At 70.9% G+C, this 18970-nt stretch carries 19 protein-coding genes and 1 tRNA gene; 12 read left to right on the plus strand and 8 right to left on the minus strand.

The window, feature by feature from the left end:
* Positions 1 to 33: 33 nt before the first annotated feature.
* A complete protein-coding gene (locus tag ACEY2A_RS10390) occupies positions 34 to 579 on the plus strand; it encodes a GNAT family N-acetyltransferase (protein WP_374928506.1) in 546 nt (181 codons plus the stop codon).
* A 36-nt stretch (positions 580 to 615) separates the two neighbouring features.
* Here ACEY2A_RS10390 and ACEY2A_RS10395 read toward each other — a convergent pair whose 3' ends face one another.
* The 3 genes from ACEY2A_RS10395 to ACEY2A_RS10405 form a co-directional block, all read right to left on the minus strand.
* Complete coding sequence (locus ACEY2A_RS10395) at positions 616 to 1833, minus strand: PLP-dependent aminotransferase family protein (RefSeq protein WP_374928507.1); 1218 nt, start codon at positions 1831 to 1833, stop codon at positions 616 to 618.
* On the minus strand, positions 1830 to 3368 hold the full coding sequence (locus ACEY2A_RS10400; RefSeq protein ID WP_374928508.1) for a sodium:solute symporter: 1539 nt from the start codon (positions 3366 to 3368) through the stop codon (positions 1830 to 1832). The genes ACEY2A_RS10395 and ACEY2A_RS10400 overlap by 4 nt, the downstream gene beginning before the upstream one ends.
* Before the next feature lie 91 nt (positions 3369 to 3459).
* Positions 3460 to 4182 carry an AIM24 family protein gene (locus tag ACEY2A_RS10405; RefSeq protein ID WP_374928509.1) on the minus strand — a complete coding sequence of 241 codons (723 nt, stop codon included), beginning with the start codon at positions 4180 to 4182 and terminating at the stop codon, positions 3460 to 3462.
* Positions 4183 to 4345: 163 nt separating this feature from the next.
* Between ACEY2A_RS10405 and ACEY2A_RS10410 the strand changes: the two genes are divergently transcribed.
* From ACEY2A_RS10410 to ACEY2A_RS10440, 7 genes are all read left to right on the plus strand, one after another.
* Positions 4346 to 4861, plus strand: coding sequence for a MarR family winged helix-turn-helix transcriptional regulator (locus ACEY2A_RS10410; RefSeq protein WP_374928510.1), 516 nt, complete (start codon positions 4346 to 4348; stop codon positions 4859 to 4861).
* Positions 4858 to 5505, plus strand: a complete 648-nt coding sequence (tmk, locus tag ACEY2A_RS10415; RefSeq protein ID WP_374928511.1) for a dTMP kinase — start codon at positions 4858 to 4860, stop codon at positions 5503 to 5505. Before ACEY2A_RS10410 ends, tmk begins: the two co-directional genes overlap by 4 nt.
* Positions 5498 to 6682: a DNA polymerase III subunit delta' gene (locus tag ACEY2A_RS10420; RefSeq protein WP_374928512.1), complete on the plus strand. Its 1185-nt coding sequence runs from the start codon at positions 5498 to 5500 to the stop codon at positions 6680 to 6682. Before tmk ends, ACEY2A_RS10420 begins: the two co-directional genes overlap by 8 nt.
* Positions 6679 to 8214 (plus strand): alpha/beta fold hydrolase, encoded by a 1536-nt coding sequence (locus ACEY2A_RS10425; protein WP_374928513.1) that lies wholly within the window; start codon positions 6679 to 6681, stop codon positions 8212 to 8214. Before ACEY2A_RS10420 ends, ACEY2A_RS10425 begins: the two co-directional genes overlap by 4 nt.
* A gap of 23 nt (positions 8215 to 8237) precedes the next feature.
* Complete coding sequence (locus ACEY2A_RS10430; protein ID WP_374928514.1) at positions 8238 to 8540, plus strand: YciI family protein; 303 nt, start codon at positions 8238 to 8240, stop codon at positions 8538 to 8540.
* 72 nt (positions 8541 to 8612) lie between these two features.
* Positions 8613 to 8689, plus strand: a tRNA-Thr gene (locus tag ACEY2A_RS10435).
* Positions 8690 to 8753: 64 nt separating this feature from the next.
* Complete coding sequence (locus ACEY2A_RS10440; protein ID WP_374928515.1) at positions 8754 to 9629, plus strand: diacylglycerol/lipid kinase family protein; 876 nt, start codon at positions 8754 to 8756, stop codon at positions 9627 to 9629.
* 22 nt (positions 9630 to 9651) lie between these two features.
* On the opposite strand, the gene ACEY2A_RS10445 is transcribed toward ACEY2A_RS10440, so the two are convergent.
* The 4 genes from ACEY2A_RS10445 to ACEY2A_RS10460 form a co-directional block, all read right to left on the minus strand.
* Positions 9652 to 10602, minus strand: a complete 951-nt coding sequence (locus tag ACEY2A_RS10445; RefSeq protein ID WP_374928516.1) for a hypothetical protein — start codon at positions 10600 to 10602, stop codon at positions 9652 to 9654.
* A gap of 66 nt (positions 10603 to 10668) precedes the next feature.
* Positions 10669 to 11097, minus strand: coding sequence for a very short patch repair endonuclease (locus tag ACEY2A_RS10450; protein WP_374928517.1), 429 nt, complete (start codon positions 11095 to 11097; stop codon positions 10669 to 10671).
* Positions 11087 to 12496: a hypothetical protein gene (locus ACEY2A_RS10455; RefSeq protein WP_374928518.1), complete on the minus strand. Its 1410-nt coding sequence runs from the start codon at positions 12494 to 12496 to the stop codon at positions 11087 to 11089. The genes ACEY2A_RS10450 and ACEY2A_RS10455 overlap by 11 nt, the downstream gene beginning before the upstream one ends.
* A 16-nt stretch (positions 12497 to 12512) precedes the next feature.
* Positions 12513 to 14015 carry a DNA cytosine methyltransferase gene (locus ACEY2A_RS10460; protein ID WP_374929997.1) on the minus strand — a complete coding sequence of 501 codons (1503 nt, stop codon included), beginning with the start codon at positions 14013 to 14015 and terminating at the stop codon, positions 12513 to 12515.
* A gap of 71 nt (positions 14016 to 14086) precedes the next feature.
* Here ACEY2A_RS10460 and ACEY2A_RS10465 point away from each other — a divergent pair, with 71 nt between their 5' ends.
* Complete coding sequence (locus ACEY2A_RS10465; protein ID WP_374928519.1) at positions 14087 to 14824, plus strand: hypothetical protein; 738 nt, start codon at positions 14087 to 14089, stop codon at positions 14822 to 14824.
* A gap of 63 nt (positions 14825 to 14887) precedes the next feature.
* Here ACEY2A_RS10465 and ACEY2A_RS10470 read toward each other — a convergent pair whose 3' ends face one another.
* Entirely contained in the window at positions 14888 to 15490 is a 603-nt protein-coding gene (locus ACEY2A_RS10470) for an inorganic diphosphatase (RefSeq protein ID WP_374928520.1), read from the minus strand.
* Between the two features lie 73 nt (positions 15491 to 15563).
* On the opposite strand from ACEY2A_RS10470, the gene ACEY2A_RS10475 reads away from it, so the two are divergent.
* From ACEY2A_RS10475 to hpt, 3 genes are read left to right on the plus strand one after another with little or no spacing between them, the layout of a single operon-like run.
* Positions 15564 to 17174 carry a D-alanyl-D-alanine carboxypeptidase/D-alanyl-D-alanine-endopeptidase gene (locus ACEY2A_RS10475; protein WP_374928521.1) on the plus strand — a complete coding sequence of 537 codons (1611 nt, stop codon included), beginning with the start codon at positions 15564 to 15566 and terminating at the stop codon, positions 17172 to 17174.
* 43 nt (positions 17175 to 17217) lie between these two features.
* Positions 17218 to 18282, plus strand: coding sequence for a tRNA lysidine(34) synthetase TilS (tilS, locus tag ACEY2A_RS10480; RefSeq protein ID WP_374928522.1), 1065 nt, complete (start codon positions 17218 to 17220; stop codon positions 18280 to 18282).
* 35 nt (positions 18283 to 18317) lie between these two features.
* The gene (gene hpt / locus ACEY2A_RS10485; RefSeq protein WP_374928523.1) at positions 18318 to 18869 is read left to right on the plus strand and encodes a hypoxanthine phosphoribosyltransferase; all 552 of its coding nucleotides are present in this window, start codon (positions 18318 to 18320) and stop codon (positions 18867 to 18869) included.
* Positions 18870 to 18970: the final 101 nt, after the last annotated feature.

The following is an 18970-nucleotide window of genomic DNA, read 5'->3' on the forward strand; positions in this document are numbered from 1 at the left end:
CTCGCGGTCCGCCGCCCGGCTACCGTGCGGCGCATGGACCTCCCCGCGCCGCTCACCCTGACCACCGAGCGCTGCCGCATCGAACCGCTGACGCCCGCTGACGCCGAGGCGGTGTTCGCCTACCGGTCGCAGCCGGAGGTGTGCCGCTACCTGGGGCACGCGGCGTGGACAGATCTCGACCAGGCACGGGAGTGGGTCACCGACTCCCACGCCGAAGGGCGCGGCCGGCTCGGCATCCACGCCGACGGCGTCCTGGTGGGTGACGTGATGCTGCGTGCGCGTCCGGCGGACGCGTTGGACGGCGCCAGCACGCCGGCCCACGTCGCGAGTCTCGGCTACGCCCTGCACCCCGACCACCACGGGAAGGGACTGGCCCGGGAGGCCGTGGGGGCCGTGGTGCAGGCGGGCTTCGAGCGGTGGGGGCTCCACCGCATCGAGGCGCGGGTCTTCACCGGCGCGCGGCCGTCCTCGCGGCTGCTGGCGGACCTCGGCTTCACCCGCGAGGGCGTGCTGCGCCAGGTGGTGTGGAGCCGTGAGGGCACGTGGTTCGATGACGAGGTCTGGGCCCGCCTGGCCTGACCCGTCGACGGCCCACCTCGGGCCGCGACGCCCGCCTCAGGCCTGGACGGCCCGCACCATCGCGCCGAGACGACGAGCCCCCTCGATGAGGTCCGCATCGCTCCCGCTGGAGAAGGCCAGCCGCACGTGCCGGGTGGGCGGCGGGTCCACGAAGCAGGCGTCACCGGGCACCAGCACCAGCCGCTGCTCGATGGCCGCGCCCAGCAGGTCGGTCCCGGGCGGCACGCCGGGCAGGGTGAGCCAGGTGAAGAACCCGCCGGACGGCTCGGTCCAGTGGACCCCGGGTGGCATCTCCCTGCCCAGCGCGTCCAGCAGCACGCGGCACCGCTCGGCATACACCGCGCGCTGGGCGTCCAGCACCGGACGCCACCGGGGGCCGGTCACCCATGCCGCAGCCACCTCCTGGGACAGGGCGGACGGGTGGATGTCCACCGCCTCGCCGGCCAGCTGCAGGCGGGCCCTCAGCTCGGGCGGCGCCACGATCCACCCCACCCGCAGCCCGGGCGCGAAGAGCTTGCTCATGCTGCCCAGGTGCACCACGCCCTCGGGGTGCAGCGAGTGCAGGGATGGCAGGGGGTCGTTCCCGGGGAATCCCACGAAGGCGTAGGGGTCGTCCTCCAGCACCAGCACGTCCCGCGCGGCGCACACCTCCACCACCCGGCGGCGTCGCTCGGCGGTGAGGGTCACCCCGCTGGGGTTCTGGTGGTGGGGGATGACGTACACGAACCGCACGGTCCGCCCGGCGGCGCGCTCCGCATCGAGCACCCCGGCGAGCTGGTCGGGGTCCATGCCGGCGTCGTCCACGGGCACCTGGCGCAGGTCCACCTCATAGCTGCCGAACACCCCCATGGCGCCCACGTAGGTGGGCCCCTCGGCAATCACCACGTCACCGGGGTCGCAGAACAGCTTGGTCACCAGGTCCAGTCCCATCTGCGAGCCGGTGGTGGCCAGCACGTCGGCCCCGGACACCGCAGAGCCGGTCTGCGCCATCAGGTGCACCACGGCCTCGCGCAGCGCGTCGGCGCCGGCACCCGAGCCGTACTGCAGGATCTCCGCACCGCGCTCGCGCAGCAGCTGGGCGGAGAGATCGGCGACCTCCGCGGTCGGCAGCAGCCCGGTGTCCGGGTTGCCCCCGGCCAGCGAGACGTACGCGGGGTCCATGGCCAGCTCGAAGACGGCCCGCACCGGGGAGGGGCGGAACTCCGTCTCCCGCCGTGCGAAGGGGCGGTGCAGGCCGGGGCGCGCGTCCGTCATCGGACCGGGGCGGGGTCAGCGGCGGGCAGGTCGGCCGCACCGTCCTCGATGCGGGTGTTCGGCACCACCTTGTGGCGGTCGGTCAGGTGGATGAGCGTGTAGACCACGAACCCGACTCCGATGCCGAAGGTGATGGGCCAGTTGCCCCCGATGGCGTACTCCGCCTGGCCGGTCGACTCGCCGTAGGCCATCGTGCCGGCCACGACGAGGGCCGAGACCCCCAGCGTGACCAGGCCGGCGCGCGGGCTGACGCGCTGGAGCAGGAAGCTCGCGATCACCGGGATGAACACGGCACCGGAGAGGAAACCGTAGGCGAGGTCGAGCGCCTTGAAGATGTCGTCGATCATGACCGAGAGGCCCACGATGAGCACGCCGATGACCAGCGCGATGCAACGGTTCACCCACACCTCGCGGGTGCCGGCGACGGGTGCATCGTCCTCCACGCGGACCCCCAGCGTGATGTCCTCACCCTCCAGCTCGGCGTCCCGGACACCCCTGACGAAGCGCAGGTACAGGTCGTTGTAGACCACTGTGGAGCAGGCGAGGATGGTGCCGGAGGCCACCGACATCGAGGCCGCCAGGGCTGCGGCCAGCAGCAGGCCGGCGGCACCGGTGGGAACGAACTCGGCCACGCCGGTCTCGAAGGCCAGCGCGGGGTCGTCCAGCTGGATGCCCACGGCGAGCACCGCCAGGCCCAGCATCACGCCACCGAAGGCGTACAGCATCGAGTAGAGGCCGGCTGCGATGGTGCCGGTGCGGGCGGTGGTGGAGTCCTTGGCGGTGAACACGCGCTGCCACACGTCCTGGCCGATCACCAGTCCCGGCACGTACAGGAGCACCCAGTACAGGCTGCCGTCGAAGCCGTACGCGAAGAAGTCCGTGTGGCTCTCCGGCACCGCGGACCACAGGCCGTCCCAGCCACCGATGCGGTCGTCGGTGAGCACGAAGACCGGCACCAGCACCATGACGCCGAGGGTCTTGATGATGAACTGCACCAGGTCGGTCAGCGTCACCGACCACATGCCGCCCAGGAAGGTGTAGAACACCACCACGGCACCGGACATCACCATGGCCCAGGTCTTGTCCATGTCGAACAGGCCGGCGGCGATGGAGCCCATGGCCACCACCTGCACCACGGTCAGCGCGACGGTGTAGATGATGGTGAGGAGGGCGCCGAAGACCCGTGCGGTGGTGCCGTAGTTGCGCTCGATGACCTCGTTGATGGACAGGGCGCGCAGGCGGTTGAGCTTGGACGAGACGAGCATGCCCAGCACCACCAGGCCCATGCCCAGCGATCCGCCGACCCACAGGCCCGCGACGCCCGTCTCGTAGCCCTTCTGCGTGCCGCCGACGGTGACCGCTCCGCCGACGGCCAGGGCGGCGATGCAGCCGAAGTACAGGGGCAGCTTCAGGCGTCGTCCGGCCACCAGGTAGTCCTCGCGGCTGCGCGCCATGCGCACCGAGTAGATGCCGATGCCGATCATCGCGACGAAGTAGGCCGCGATGATGGCCAGGTCCACCGGGTGGACGTCCATGCTGCCTCCTGGGGCTGGAGCTGAAGCGGTAGAGGGTAGGGCAGGGCCCCGGGTGGCCATGCCATCCGGGGCCCTGCTCAGGTGGGGAGGGTCAGTTGAAGAGGTCGCCCAGGCCACCCCCGCCGCCACCGCCGGAGCTCGACCCGGCGTGCGCGACGTTCTCGGCCGGCTGCACCACGACGTGGCCGCGGCCGGAGAAGGCCATCTGGAAGGTCTCACCGGTGCCACCGCGCACCAGCGAGCCGATGCCGCCGGTGTCCACGCGCACGTCCATGCGGGTGCCCGCGGTCCACAGGACGGCGGCCTGCGGGTCCACGAAGGTGTTGCCGCCGGAGACGTCCAGCGCCACGGGCTCACCCTTGGTGGTCACCGCGACGTACCCGGTGCCGCGCAGGGACACGTTGTAGAGCCCGCCGGTCATCGCGGCGCCGCGGGCCTGGATGCGGTGGATGTCCCAGTCGATGGAGTGCGAGAAGGCCAGCACGTTCTGCCCGTTGATGCTGAGCTCGTCGTTCTCCATGTAGAGCACCTGCACGTCGGCGGCCTTGTCGGCCACGAACAGCTCACCGCTGCCCTCGGCCTCCATCATGTCGACGCCCTCACCAGTGACGGCGGACTTGAACATCTTGCCCAGGCCGCCGGAGCCCTTGTTCTTGAAGCGGATGTCGCCCTGGTAGGCCACCATCGAGCCGGAGCGCGCCCACACCGGGCCGTACTGCATCTGGATCTTCAGCAGCTTCTTGTTCTGCAGCATGAACTGGTCGGAGCCGCTGATCTCCTCGAACTGGTCGAAGAGCTTGCCGTGCAGAGCCATGGTTCCTCCTGGGGGCTCGATGGGGACCCGGTGGTCGGGTGATGGCCTCACGCTAGCCAGCAGCGGGTTCCCCGCGCTGCCCGTCCGTGGGTGGATGTGGACACCGGACGGCTGGTCCACAGCGTGGAGGGAGCTGTCAGTGCCCCCGGATAGAGTCGCCCCCATGCAGACCGAGGGATCGATGGGGGACAGCCGGTGGCTGAGTGACACCGAGCAGGTGGTGTGGCGTCGGTGGGTGACCCTGCGCACGGACCTGCAGGCGTACCTGAACCGTTCCCTCCAGGAGCACGCGGACCTGTCCATCTCCGACTACGAGGTCATGGTGATGCTCTCCGATGCGGAGTGCGACTGCCTGCGCGTCTCGGAGCTGGCGCGGCGGGTGGGCTGGGAGCGCAGCCGCCTGAGCCACCACGTCAGCCGCATGGAGAAGCGCGGCCTGGTGGCCCGCGCCACGGCCTCCGAGGACGCGCGGGGCGCGGACATCCGCCTCACGGAGGCGGGGCGCGCCGCCCTGGAGGCCGCTGCGCCCGGGCACGTGCGTGACGTGCGCGCCGTGTTCTTCGACGGCATGTCGAGCGAGGAGCTGGCGGCGCTGGACCGGCTCACCGCCCGCATGATGGAGCGCCTGCGCCCCGGCGACGACCTGGGCCGCCCGGTGACGGGAGCCGACCCCTCGTGACGGCAGGGGGTCCTGGCCTGTTCATCGCCCTGGAGGGGGGCGACGGTGCCGGCAAGTCCACGCAGATCGGGCTGCTGGTGGAGCACCTGGCGGCCCGGCACCCCTCGGCAGAGGTCGTGGTCACCCGGGAGCCGGGCGGCACCGACCTGGGTCTGCGGATCCGCCAGCTCCTGCTGCACGGCGACCACGTGGCCCCGCGGGCCGAGGCGTTGCTCTTCGCGGCCGACCGGGCCCATCACGTGGAGTCCCTGGTGCGGCCCGCGCTGGGCCGGGGTGCCGTGGTGGTGAGCGACCGCTACGTCGACTCCTCGGTGGCCTACCAGGGGGCCGGGCGTGATCTCGATGCGGGGGAGGTCGCCTCGATCTCACGCTGGGCCACGGAGGGCCTGGTGCCTGACCTGACGGTGCTGCTGGACGTCGACCCGGGCACGGGACGGCGGCGCCGCGGCCAGGAGCACGACCGGCTGGAGGCTGAGCCGGCGGCCTTCCACGAGCGTGTGCGGGAGCACTTCCTCGCCCTGGCGGCCGCCGACCCGACCCGCTACCTGGTGCTCGACGCCGCGCGCCCGGCCGAGGAGCTGGGCGCCGAGGTGGCCCGCGCCGTCGACGGGCTGCTCGACGCCGCCGGGGGGCGACGTGCCTGAGGGGGTGTGGAGTGCCCTGGTGGGGCAGGAGGAGCTGGCGGAGGGCCTGGCCCGGGCCGTGGCCGATCCGCGCCGCCTGACGCACGCCTACCTGTTCACCGGGCCCCCCGGGTCCGGACGCTCCACGGCGGCGCGTGCCTTCGCCGCGGCCCTGCAGTGCCCCCGGGGTGGGTGTGGTGAGTGCCGGGAGTGTCGCACCGCGTTGGACGGTACGCACGCCGACGTGGAGGTGGTGAACACCGAGGGGTTGTCCATCTCCGTGCGCAACGCCCGCGAGCTGGCCATGACCGCCGCCCACCACCCGTCGGTGGGGGCGTGGCGCATCATCGTGATCGAGGACGCCGACCGCCTCACCGAGCAGGCCGCCGATGCGCTCCTGAAGGCCCTGGAGGAGCCCAGCCCCCGCACCCTGTGGATGCTGTGCGCGCCCTCGCCGCAGGACGTCATCGTCACCCTGCGGTCACGCTCCCGCCACCTGTCGCTGCGCACCCCTCCCGTGGAGGCCGTGGCTGCCCTGTTGGAGTCCCAGGGCGTCGATGCGGCGATGGCCGCCTACGCGGCCCGGGCGGCGCAGTCCCACATCGGGGTGGCGCGGTGGTTGGCGCGCGATGAGGACGCGCGCGCCCGGCGCCACCGGGTCACCCGCATCCCCACCGAGCTCACGGGGCTGGGTGCGGCACTGCGGCAGGCGGCGACGCTGTACGAGGTGGCCACCTCCGAGGCGAAGGCCGAGTCCGAGCAGAAGGACGTCGCCGAACGGGAGGAGCTGCTGCGGGTGAACGGCGCGGACCCCACCGCACGCACCCAGCCGCCGGCCATCCGCTCGCAGCTCAACCAGCTGGCCAAGGAGCAGAAGGCGCGCGCGACGCGGCGGGTGCGTGACGTCATCGACCGCACGCTGGTGGACCTGGCCTCGATCTACCGCGACGCCCTGCTGCTGGCGGTGGGCGCCGGGCAGATCGAACTGGTGAACCCGCAGAACGCCCAGGAGCTGGACCAGCTGGCGCGCACCACGTCGGCGGACAACCTGTTGTGTTGCCTGGAGGAGATCGACCGGGCGCGCACCCGCATCGCGGAGAACGTGACGCCCCTGCTGGCGCTGGAGGCGATGCTGGTGACCCTGGGCGATCTGCAGGGTGATGCGGGGCGCGCCGGCGCCCGGGAGGGACGTCGATGAGGCAGCGCACCAGCAGGGTCCTGGGAGCCCTGGTCCTGGCCGCGGTGGTGGGGCTGACCGGGTGCACCGGCGGCCTGCCGGACGACCTGCGCGAGCCCGCCCCCGAGGAGTCCCTGCCGGCCCCGGCCGAGGGGATGGAGCGCTTCCACTCCCAGGAGCTGGACTGGAGTGACTGCAAGGGGGGCGAGTGCGCCACGTTGACGGTGCCGGTGGACCACGAGCAGCCCGAGGGCGAGACCATGGAGCTGGCGCTGTTGCGGGTGCCGGCGAAGGACCGGGACCACCGCATCGGGTCGCTGGTGGTGAACCCCGGCGGGCCCGGGTCCAGTGGCATCGCCTACGCGCAGGCCGCGGACGCCATCGTGGGCAAGGACGTGCGCCGGGTCTACGACGTGGTGGGTTTCGACCCGCGCGGGGTGGCGCGTTCCGAGCCGGTGGACTGTGTGGACGATCGCACCCTGGACACCTTCCTGGGGCTGGACACCACCCCGGACGACCAGGCCGAGCAGCAGGCGGTGGACCGGACCACGCAGGACTTCGTGGCCGGCTGCGAGCGCGAGCTGGGTGACCGGTTGGGGCACATCACCACCGAGGCCTCCGCGGCGGACATGGACGTGCTGCGGGCGGCCCTGGGTGATTCGCGGCTGAACTTCCTGGGGCTGAGCTACGGCACGCAGCTGGGAGCCACCTACGCGGAGCGCTTCCCGGAGCGGGTGGGCGCCTTCGTGCTGGACGGTGTGCTGCCCACGAACCTGGACTCCCTGGACATCGGGCTGGGGCAGGCGCGGGGCTTCGAGCGGGCCACGAACGCCTACCTGCAGTGGTGTGTGGACGAGGGCGACTGTCCCCTGGGCGACTCGACCGAGGCGGCGGGTGAGGGGCTGCGGGAGCTGATGTCGCGCATCGATCAGGACCCGCCGCCGGTCCAGGGCGACCCGCACGTGGATCGCCTGACCGTCGGGTGGGCCACCTACGGGCTGGCGGCCGCCATGTACAGCGAGGACAGCTGGCCGGCGCTCACGCAGGCCCTCCGCATGGCCGATGAGGGACAGGGGCGTGGGCTCATGGCGTTGGCCAACTCCTACGCCGACCGGACCTCCGGCGGGGAGTACGCCAGCAACCTCATGGAGGCCTTCAACACCTACACCTGCAACGACCGGGTGGGTGACTCGCAGGGGCGCTCGGAGGAGGAGATCGTGGCGGCCTTCGAGGAGGAGGCGCCGCTGTGGGGCGAGTTCCTGCTCGGGGAGGTCTCGCTGTGTGAGGAGTGGCCGGTGGAGCCCGCCGAGCCGTTCGAGGCCGTGGCCAAGGGGAGTGAGCCCATCCTGGTGATCGGCACCACCCGCGACCCGGCCACGCCGCTGGAGTGGGCGGAGGCGGCCGCCGAGTCGTTGGAGAACGGGCACCTGCTGACCCTCGATGGGGACGGCCACACGGCCTACCGGCGGGGCAACGAGTGCATCGACACCGCCGTGGACGACTACCTGCTGACCGGGGCCGTGCCCGAGGGCGACGCGGCCCGCTGCGACTGACCACGCCCCACGAAGGAGACCCCATGGCCACGCCCACCGACGCCCCCACCTTCTTCGTGGTGCGCCTGACCTACACCGCCCCGCTGGAGGAGGTGGATGCGGTGCGCGATGACCACCGTGCGCACCTGCGGGTGGCGGTGGAGCGGGGCCTCATCGTGGCTGCCGGTCCGCAGGACCCGCGCACGGGCGGCGTCATCATCGCCCGTGGTGCGCGGGACGAGCTGGAGGCCCACCTGGCGGCCGACCCGTACGTGACCCACGGGCTGGTGGAGGTGGACATCACCCCGTTCGCCGCGGTGACCCTGGCGCCTGCTCTCTCTGCCTGAGGCTCCCGGCATTTGGCGCTGCTGGCCGGCCTGGCGTAAGATCGGCGCTCGCATCACCGCGTGCTGGTGCATGCCGCCTTAGCTCAGTCGGCCAGAGCGGCTCACTCGTAATGAGCAGGTCATCGGTTCGATTCCGATAGGCGGCTCCAGCATCTCGAAGGCCCTCACTCCGGTGGGGGCCTTCGTCGTGCCCGGGCATGGCACGCTCGGCCCATGCGTCGGCTCACCCTCATCGTGAACCCCTCCTCCGGGGGTGGGCGTGCTCTGGTGCTCCAGCCGGCGGTGGTGGCCGCCCTGGAGGATGCGGGGTTCGTGGTGGAGACCCACCGGTCCACGTCCCTGGGGCACGTGCGCCGCATCGTGGCGGGGTCGACGCACCCGGTGGCCGTGCTGGGCGGCGACGGCACCCTCGGCCACGCCCTGGCGGGCGCCCTGCACTCCGGGGTGCCCGTGGTGCCGTTGCCGGGTGGGCGCGGCAACGACCTGTGTCGTGCGCTGGGCGTCCGGGGGTCGGCGGCGCAGGTGGCCGGGCGGCTGGGTGGGATGCGGGAGCGCCGCATCGACCTGGGTGACGTGGCCGGCCGCCCCTTTGCGGGGGTGCTGTCCATCGGGCTCGATGCGGTGGCGAGCGAGGCCGCCAACCGCACCCGGGTGCCCGGCACCCTGGCCTACGTGTGGGGTGCGGTGCAGGCGTTGCTGGTCTGTCGGCCGCTGGCGCTGCGGGTCACGGTGGACGGGGTGGCCACCGAGCACCGTGCGTGGTTCTGCTCCGTGAGCAACTCGGGCTGGTTCGGGGGCGGCAAGAACGTGGCGCCGGCGGGCAGCATCGACGACGGCCAGCTCGACGTGGTGGTGGCCGAGGACATGTCCCGCCTACGCCTGGTGCAGGTGCTGCTGGGGCTGTTCACCGGCGCCCACGTGCGGATGCGGGGAGTCACCGTCCGCACGGGGCGGGAGGTGGTCGTCGAGCAGGTGGGCGCCGCCCGGCCCGCGCCCGTCCGGGCCGATGGGGAGGAGCTCGCCCACCTGCCCGTCCGCGTCACCGTCCGGCGCCGTGCGGCGCGGGTGCTGGTGCCGGATCGCACATAGCCAGCACCTGACTTAGGGCCCTTCAGGCTCCACCGAGGGCCTCCGTGAGCGGGGGCAGTCCTCCGGGCTCCGAGGCTGCATCACGGCCAGGAGCGGTCCAGCACGTCTCACCAGAACGGGTGGCGGCCATCGAGACGATCACCCTGGTCTCGGGGAACTGGAAGGAGACTCGCTCCCTGGCGCTCTGCCAGTGGCCGCGGTATGCCTTGAACGCGTCCGGCAGCCGTGGGGTGGGCCACCCGTAGAAGCCGGTGATCGCGGTGAGAATCGCCGTGATCTCCTCCGAGAGGAGCGCGGGGCTGCCGCCGGCGGCTCCGCCTCGCGGTGCCGGCATGCGCCACTGGTCGTTCTTCCATCCGAAGTCCACGCCCGAAGCGTCTGCGAGATAGCTCGAGGCCGCCGCAGCATCGCTCATCCGCGTTGTGGGGTCGAGGTTGTCCAGGAGGGAGCCCGGCAGGACGGTCGACCGCCAGTGGTCGAGGTTGTCGGAGTAGTCGTCGTAGGAGCGTGGGCCACCGTCCGCCAGCCACGCCATGCCCCTGCCGATGGCGGTGTCCAACCGGGCCTCGCCCTTGGAGAGGTTGGTGATCCACCACAGCCATTGGAAGCTCCCGAAGGGGTACTTCCAGTAGTACCCGGGTCCCTGGGTCACACCCCGGAGCTGGCTGGGGTTGACCGCGAAGGCAAGGTCGACGCCCTGGTGGCTCTCCGGTGCCGTGGTGACGTGCTGACCGATGCTGCGCGCCCCGGGCCACGTCATATCCAGGTCCACCCAGGCGACGCTCTCCATGTCCAACGGTGTTTTTGCCTGACTGTCGAGCCACAGTGTCTCGGCGTTGTAGAAGCCCATGATCGGCCAGCCGTAGACACGGAACGCCAGAGCCGCCGTGAGAAGACCGTCTGTGTCCGGGTCAACGATCTGGTGTCGGATGCCGGCCCGCCAGTGGAACTGCTTCAGAGCAGCCAGGCGCAACTGTCGACCTGTGAGACCTTCGGGCGGCTTATTGCGGCGCTTCATGGTCGATCCGTCCTCTCGTCCTCACTGCGCACGGCGAGCCTCCTTCAGGGCTTCCATGACCTGGGCCGCGACCTCATGCGCGTCCTGGTGCTCCCAGTAGCGCAGCACCGTCCATCCGGCCTCTGTCAGCCGCTCGTCAGTGTCGCGGTCTCGAGCCATGTTGCCCTCGATCTTCGATCCCCAGTAGGACGCGTTCGTCCGGGGGCGAGTTCCGTGGTCGGGGCAGCCGTGCCAGTAGCAGCCATCCATGAAGACCGCGACCTTGTGAGGGCGGAAGACGATGTCGGCCCGCCGATTGAGCTCCGGGAGGGGCCTGACGTCGACTCGATAGCGATAGCCCGCGCGGTGCAACAGTCGGCGGACTCCCATCTCTGGCTGCGTGTCACGGCGCCTGTTGCCCTGCATGGTCCGTCGGGCAGCCGGGGATGATGCCCAGGGTTCATACGGCATCGGGCCAGCCCTGCCGCGCGGCCAGGATGTCCCGTCGTGCGCGAGGGACCGACATGGAGATCTTGGGCTCGCGTGGTGCGCCGCTGATGGCGTCCCCTCGGGGAGCTTGGCGACCGATCTTGCTGATGGCCAGCGCTCCACTGGCGATGGCTGCTTCGAGTGCGCTGGAGTTCGCCACCCAGAACGCTTCGACGGTGCTGAGCGTGAAGGCGGACTTCCGGGGCCGACTGCGGCCGTTCGGGTTCCGGCGGGCCGGCGTGCGGCCGGTCCGCCGGTCCTTGTACTCCCGATGCCAAGCCACGAAGGAGCCGTCATGGTCCATCGTGGCTTCACCGTTGAGCACGAGGAATCCGAGCCCTTGCTCCGCGACACACTGCCGTACGGCCCGCTCGTCGTTGAGGAGCATGGCGTTCCCGGCGGGTCTGGGTCCGTCGGGCAGCCGCTTGACCTCTGTGTGCACCTTGATGTCCCAGACACGTGCCAGTGAGTAGTCGAAGACGGTGTTGCCATAGCGCACGCGCCGAGGCTCTACAGGCGGGGTGAAGGCACGGGACAGTTCGATTCGGGAGCGCTCCTCCCCGTAGAAGCCCTGCCATTCGTTGTCGTGGGCGCCCCGGAGCTCGTTCGCGGCCAACCACTCCACGGACTCCCTGCCGTCCCAGTGCTGGTCAAGTCCGGACCGCAGGGCGGACACCAGCGCCTCGGCTTCCAATTGGGCTGTTTGGAAGGTGCCAGCGGCCGTCGTGCCGAGAAGGGAAAGTCGGCGCTCGACCCCCGCAAGGATCGTGTTCAGCCCCATGAGCGAGATGGTCTCGCCCGTGGACGCGCACAAGTCGGTCCAAGGAACGTTGAGCTCGGCTGCGATGGCGGCGCCGAGCTGGGTCTTGGTGAGCGAGACGTCAACGTCGAGGGGGAGATTCCGCGCGAGGTTCTGCAGGACGGACTTCCGCTCCTTGGAGCCGGGGCCCAAGGTCTCTGGTGGGGCATTCGTGAGTGCGGCGATGCGCGTCACGGCCTCGATCTTGGTGCGGGCCGGTTGGAAGTTCCTCCACTCCGGGCCCTCGAGATTCGGTGGCCGAGAGTCCTCCACCTCCTGCAGGGAGCCGATCTGCTTGGCGTGTGCGGCTCCCAGGAGAAGGATGTTGAGGCCCTCGAGCGTCACTCGCGTCAGGTCGGTGTGGACTCCCGGGTCCCACTCCTGCCCGAGTGCCTCCGCCATCTCGGCGCCGAGGCCCGCGTTCGTGCGTGCAATGTCCACGTCCAGCCCCAGGGCGTCGCGCAGGGCCACGAGAGCTCGCTTCTCCCCTCGGGATCTGACGGGCTCGCGCCCTGTCAGCCCAAAGATCCTGCCCAGCGCCTCATCGACGGTGGATGCCGGTCGGAAATCCCGGTTGTCCATGTCGAGAGGCTAGCTGTCAGGCGCTGATCTCCAAGCGCAGCTCCCAGTCCGCGGGCACGTGTCCATCGAGGATCTCGTTCGGGCGGAGCGGGGCGCGCTCCGCTGCGGACACGATGGCGCGTCCCTCTTCGGATTGCATGAGGAGATCACGATCGCGGGCCACGTGCGACCTGAAGACGTGCCATACGGCTCCCACGCTCACGCCGTTGCCGAGTTGCCGGTAGGTGGCGGCATTCGGCTGTCGGGGGAAGACGAATGTGTCAGGTAGGCCCTGGAGGCGGGCGGCCTCGCGGGGGGACAGCCTCCGTTCCCGAGGGCCGATGATCGAGGTCTGCGTGATCGCCACGAGTGCGGGTAGGTAGGTGGGCCTCTTGGCGCGGATGCCGGAGGGCCGCATATGCATCACCGTGTCCCACAGGCAAGGGGTGTCCTGGGCCTGCCACTCGAGCTTGCGGCGCGACGGGGGGAAGGCCTCCGAGTAGATGCCCCACTCCTGTGCCCACGGGATGATCGTCCGGAAGTGGTTCTCGAGCATGTCGTAGTTGCGGCGCAGGTGGCTCTGCTTCCACGCCGGCAGGGCTGGATCGATGTCGGGGCGCGTCACGTACGACGGGATGGTGATGCTCCGGGCGCCCCAGTTGATCTTCCGCATCTCCGGGAAGTCGAGCCACGAGTCAGCCCAGATCGGGTGTCCTGGGAGGCGCTGCCCCTGCATCTCGGTGCGCATGCGAAGAACGAAGTCGTCCCACGCGTCGATCCACAGGCGCTCGGAGTCGGTCAGGTTGCAGCCCGGCACGTTGTGCGTGTCGTCGAGCAGGTCCTCGAGGTCCCAGTCGTGCTTGGGATCGAAGGGCTCTCCGTCCAGGCCGTCCACCGGGAATCGGTCGGTCATGCGGGCGACCGGGGCGGGCGTACCCAGGCGGATGTCCTCCTCCACGGTCGACGGCGCATGGGTCGCCGTGATGAAGACTCGCTCGCGGACCTGCGGCATTCCTCCCATGGAGGGGGGTAGAAGGTGGGGTGAGAAGACCGCCGCTTCCTCGGAGACGTGGTAGCCCTCGTCTCGCAGGGTGTCGATGATGACCTCCCACTCGTGGGCATGGCGGGGGCCGATGAGGTTACGGACGTTCTCGAGGAGGACCACCTTTGGGTGGTGGGCGCGGATGATGGAAGCGATGTTGAAGAACAGGGTGCCCCGCGCCTCGTTCATGCCCTTCTGGGCTCCCGATTTGGAGAACGGCTGGCAGGGGAAGCCGGCGCAGAGCACGTCGTGTGGCGGCACCTTCATCAGGCCGAGGTCAGCGTCGGCGTCCTGAGTGATGTCGCCGAGCGCCGAGTGGCCCCAGTTGGCCTCGTAGACGCTGGCGGCCTGGGGGTCGATCTCGACCGCGTAGACACACTCGCCGCCCAGCGCCTTCATCGCCGCGTGGAACCCGCCGATGCCAGCGAACAGGTCGACGAAGGTGAATGTGGGCGCGTCCATAGCCATAGAGTACACCAGCTCTAACTCCATGTCAATGCTGAATAGTACGAAGTTACGATAACCTGATAGCGTCGACGGTGCGCGAGCGGGTGCGTAATGTCGGGTCGATGAACCTGCACGAGATCGTCACTTCCTACGCTGCGGCCCTCGCTGAAGTGGACGAATGTGACATCGACCCAGGGGTGAACAGGCGCACGGGGCTCCCTTACCGCCTCGGGGTGAAGGCTCTTTCCGAGGCGCGGGTCCTCCATGCCGTCTCGAAGGCAGAGGCCTCGTGGGCTCCAGGTACGACCCACGAGGTCGATGTGGCCTGCCACGGAGAGACCAACATCCGAGTGGACCACGTGTTGAGCCGGGCCGATTCTGAGGATCGATGGGGTGTGGAGGTGAAGCGCCTCCAGTTCTGTGGAGACAACGGGAAAGTCAATGACTACGCGGTTGGGAAGGTTCTGTCCCCCTACCTGAAGGACAGGGGCGTCCTGCATGATGCGCTGCGCCTGCAGCGGGCCCACCCCACGGATCGATGCGCGGTTCTGGTGTACGGATTCGACTATGACGCATCGACTCTCGACGAGGCTGCAAGGCGGCATGAAGGGGATGTTGGTGCGTTGGGGGCGATCTCCAACCTCCGGAAGACCATCGATGCGGAGGGCCCGTTGCGAAACCGCCCGCTGATTGAGTTTGCGGATGCCATCCTGACGCTTCGTGGACTCGTGCGTGGGCCGAGGGCCGAGGCGTCGTTCGAGGCGTGGAAGCATCCCCTTGGGGGAACGGGGGTCGTGTTCGGGTGGGAGGTGCGTACCCCGGAGACTGAGCCCGACTTCGACCCCCGGCACCCCTGGTGAGCACGACGGAGGGCGGGCGCGACCTCATCGGTCACACCCGCCCTCCGTACGCGGTGGGTCGGCTCAGCGCTCCGGCTTGTCGGCCTGCGAGTCCTCCTCGCCGGACCCCTCGGACCGGTCGATGGAACGCTCGGTGTCGTCGGCGTCGTGGCCGGGCAGCGGCCAGCGGGCCGTGGTCACACCCTCGGCCTTGGCGCGGTCCCAGGCCTCGGTGATGATCTTCTCGGCGGCCTCACGGTCACCCCAGTGCGAGCCCTCCTCGACGTACTTGCCCGGCTCCAGAGCCTTGTACACCTCGAAGAAGTGGCGGATCTCGTCCAGCGTGAACTGGGAGATGTCCGACGAGTCCTTGATGTAGTCACGGCGCGGGTCGCCCGCGGCCACGCACAGCACCTTGTCGTCGCCACCGGCGTCGTCGACCATGTGGAACACACCCACCGGGCGCACCCGGACGATGCAGCCGGGGAAGGTGGGCTCGTCCAGCAGCACCAGGGCGTCCAGCGGGTCGCCGTCCTCACCGAGGGTGTCCTCGATGTAGCCGTAGTCGGCGGGGTACCGCATGGCGGTGAACAGCAGCCGGTCCAGGCGGATGCGGCCGGTCTCGTGGTCGATCTCGTACTTGTTGCGGTTCCCGGCAGGGATCTCGACCGTCATGTCGAACTCCACGGGGCCTCCTTCAGTGGGCGTCTAGGCTGGGGTCAGTCTGTCGCATTCCGCGCGTGTGTCCGAAAGGTGCCCGGTGAAGTCCTCCGTTCGCAACACCCTGATCGCCTCCACGACCGTGGTCGCCCTGCTGGGCGCCTACGTCACGGCCGACATCTACGACAAGGTGCCCGGCGTGCTCACCAACGCCCCGGCGCCGCAGGAGGCAGCCGACGGCGAGGGTGAGCAGGAGTCGGTGGACCTGCTGGGTGACGTGGCCGGCGCGCCGCCCTCGGCGCCGCAGACCGCGCCGGAGGAGCCGCCGGCCGTTCTGCACCGCCAGCTGCCCCCCGGTGCGGGCACCAAGGTGGTGGACGGGCCCACGGATGCCGAAGAGGCCAAGAAGATCACCGACGACCTGCCGGAGCGCGAGCACCTGCTGGGCCACCTGGAGCACTCCGACCAGGCCCCGGCCCAGGAGGCCGTGAAGAAGGCCCTGGGCGACACCCTGGACGACGAGACCCTGGGCTTCCTCGCACTGGACATCCGCGACGCGGCCACCGGCGAGGTGCTGCTGCAGCAGAACGCCGAGCGCCCCAACCACCTGGCCTCCATGACCAAGCTGATCTCCAGCGCCGCCGTGGTGCAGTCCGGGTGGGACCTCAACCAGCGCCTGGAGACCAAGGTGCTGCTGGACGAGGGCAACAACATCGTCATCGTGGCCGGCGGCGACACGATGCTCTCCCGCGGCATGGGTGACCCGCTGTCCGTGTCCGGCCGCGCCGGCCTGAAGGACCTCGCCAAGCAGGTGGCGGCCGCCATCGAGGCCAAGCGGGAGGCCGGTGAGGACCTGCCGGAGGAGTTCCGGGTGGCCTTGGACGACTCGCAGGCCGGGCCGATGTACTCCGACGACTGGTCCCAGGTGGCGCTGAACGAGGGGTGGACCGGCAAGGTCACCATGCTGCAGCTCTTCGACGACCGCGCCCGCCACCTGCACCCGACCCCGGTGGACCCGGCCATCAGCGCCGCCGGCACCTTCGCGGGCCTGCTCCACGAGGAGGGTGTGCCGGTGCAGAAGTCCGTCCCGCGCACCAAGGGGAAGTCCGAGGGCGAGCAGCTCGGGGTCGTGCGGTCCGCCCCGGTGCGCGACCAGCTCATCCACGCCCTCCAGGTCAGCGACAACGCCCGGGTGGAGACCATCACCCGCCAGGCGGCGCTGGGCACGGGGGGCATCGAGGTGAAGAACTCGGCCCCGTCGGACGTCGGCCAGTGGGTGGTGGAGCAGACCAAGGCCCGCGGCATCGACAACGCCGGGCACAAGCAGTTCGACGCCGCCGGGCTGACGAGCAAGAACGAGATCCCGGCACAGGTGCTGGGCGAGATACTGCAGCAGGGCGCCTCCGGTGAGGACCCCGAGTACCACCGCATCCTGGCGAACCTGTCCATGGCCGGTCTCTACGGCACGCTGCAGCCGCGCTTCTACGGCGACGGCCGCGAGGAGGCCCGCGGGTTCGTGCGCGGCAAGACCGGCACCCTTCCGATGGCCAGCGGCATGGCGGGCACCACCGTCACCCAGGACGGGCGCCTGCTCACCTTCGTGATCAGCAGCGACGACTTCGAGCGCGCGACGCAGCCGATGATCGCCCGCAAGGCCCACGACGCCGTGGTGGCGGCGCTGCACCAGTGCGAGTGCAACCCCAGCGCCTGACCGGCCCCCACCGCCCCCGTCGTCCCGGGCGGGGGCGGTGACCGTGCCCGGGCCACCGGCCGCCGTCGCCGAGGTCCGCCGCGCGGTGCGCGGGCCCCTGTCCGATGCGGTGAGCGCCGGCCGCGCGGTGCTGCTCGCCTGCAGTGGGGGCGCGGACTCGGTGGCGATGGTGGCCGCGGTCGCCTTCGAGGCCGAGCGCCTGTGCCGCGGTGGCGCCGCCCCCGTCGTGGCGGCGGGCGTCGTGGACCACGGGCTCCAGGCCGGGAGCGAGCAGGTGGCCGCCGGTGCGGTCGCGCGCTGCCGGGCCCTCGGCATCGAGCAGGTGTGGTCGGAGCGGGTCGAGGTGACCCGCACCGGGGAGGGGCCCGAGGCGGAGGCACGCCGCGCCCGCCACGCCGCGCTGGAGCGCTGGGCGACAGCGCTGGCCGGGGGACCCACAGGGGGCGTGGGCACCGAGACCTGGCTCGCCCACACCCGCGACGACCAGGCCGAGCAGGTGTTGCTGGGGCTGCTGCGCGGGGCCGGGACGCGCTCGCTGGCGGGCATGGCCCCCCGGCGGGGTGACCTGGTGCGCCCCTTCCTGGCGGTGTCGGCGGCCACGACCCGCCGGGCCTGCCGTGACCTGGGGCTGCCGGTGCACCACGACCCGCACAACGACGATCCCCGCTTCACCCGGGTGCGGGCGCGCCGGGTGCTGGCGCACCTGTCGGCCGAGCTCGGTGAGGACCTGGCCCCGGCGCTCGCGCGGACCGCTGAGCACGCCCGGGCCGACGCGGACCTGCTGGACGCGCTGGCCGCGGCCCGCGCCGAGGGGCTGGCGGTGGAGCAGGACGGGGCGGTCCGGGTGGCCGAGCTCGCCGCCATCGAGGACGCGTTGCGCCGCCGTGTGTGGCGCCTCCTGGCGCGGCGTGCCGCCGAGCCCGGCACTCCGGACCCCACCTCCGTGCACCTGAGGGAACTGGACCGGTTGGTGACCGACTGGCGGGGCCAGGGGCCGGTCGACCTGCCCGGCGGCGGGCGGTGGGCCCGGTGGCGGGGGGTGGGCGGCGACCCGGTGGTCGGCCCCATCGGCAAGAATGGGGCTCCCCCCGCATCGGCGGAGGACTGACGACACCCCACCCACCCGCACCGTTGGAGGACCGCGTGGACGCTGAGCACATGGAGGACGCCCTCGAGAAGGTGCTGCTGACCGAGGAGCAGATCCTCGCCGGCCTGCAGGAGATGGCCGACCAGATCGCGATCGACTACCGGGGCAAGGACCTGCTGATGGTCGGCGTGCTCAAGGGCGCGGTCATGGTGGTCTCGGACCTGATGCGGGCCATGCCCTACAGCGTGCCGATGGACTGGATGGCGATCAGCTCCTACGGCTCGGGCACCAAGTCCAGCGGCGTGGTGCGCATCCTCAAGGACCTCGACACCGACATCACCGACCGCCACGTGCTGGTGGTGGAGGACGTCATCGACTCCGGGCTGACGCTCAGCTGGATCCTGGAGAACCTGGCCTCCCGTGGTGCCGCCTCCGTGGAGGTCGCCACGCTGCTGCGCAAGCCGGACGCCATGAAGGTGGACATCGGTGCGCGCTACGTGGGCTTCGACATCCCCAACGACTTCGTGGTGGGTTACGGCCTGGACTACGACGAGCAGTACCGCAACCTGAGGTGCGTCGGACTGCTCGCCCCGCACATGTACCAGTGAGCGCCTGAGACCCCGCCCCGGACGGACGGCCTTCGCGCAGGGGGCTGTGGAACACTGGGGCGCCCTCGCGCGTTGCGCGAGCATCGAGCGTCAGCAGGACG

Origin of the sequence: Kytococcus sedentarius (genome assembly GCF_041937525.1) — a bacterium.
Classification (GTDB): Bacteria; Actinomycetota; Actinomycetes; order Actinomycetales; family Dermatophilaceae; genus Kytococcus; species Kytococcus sedentarius_A.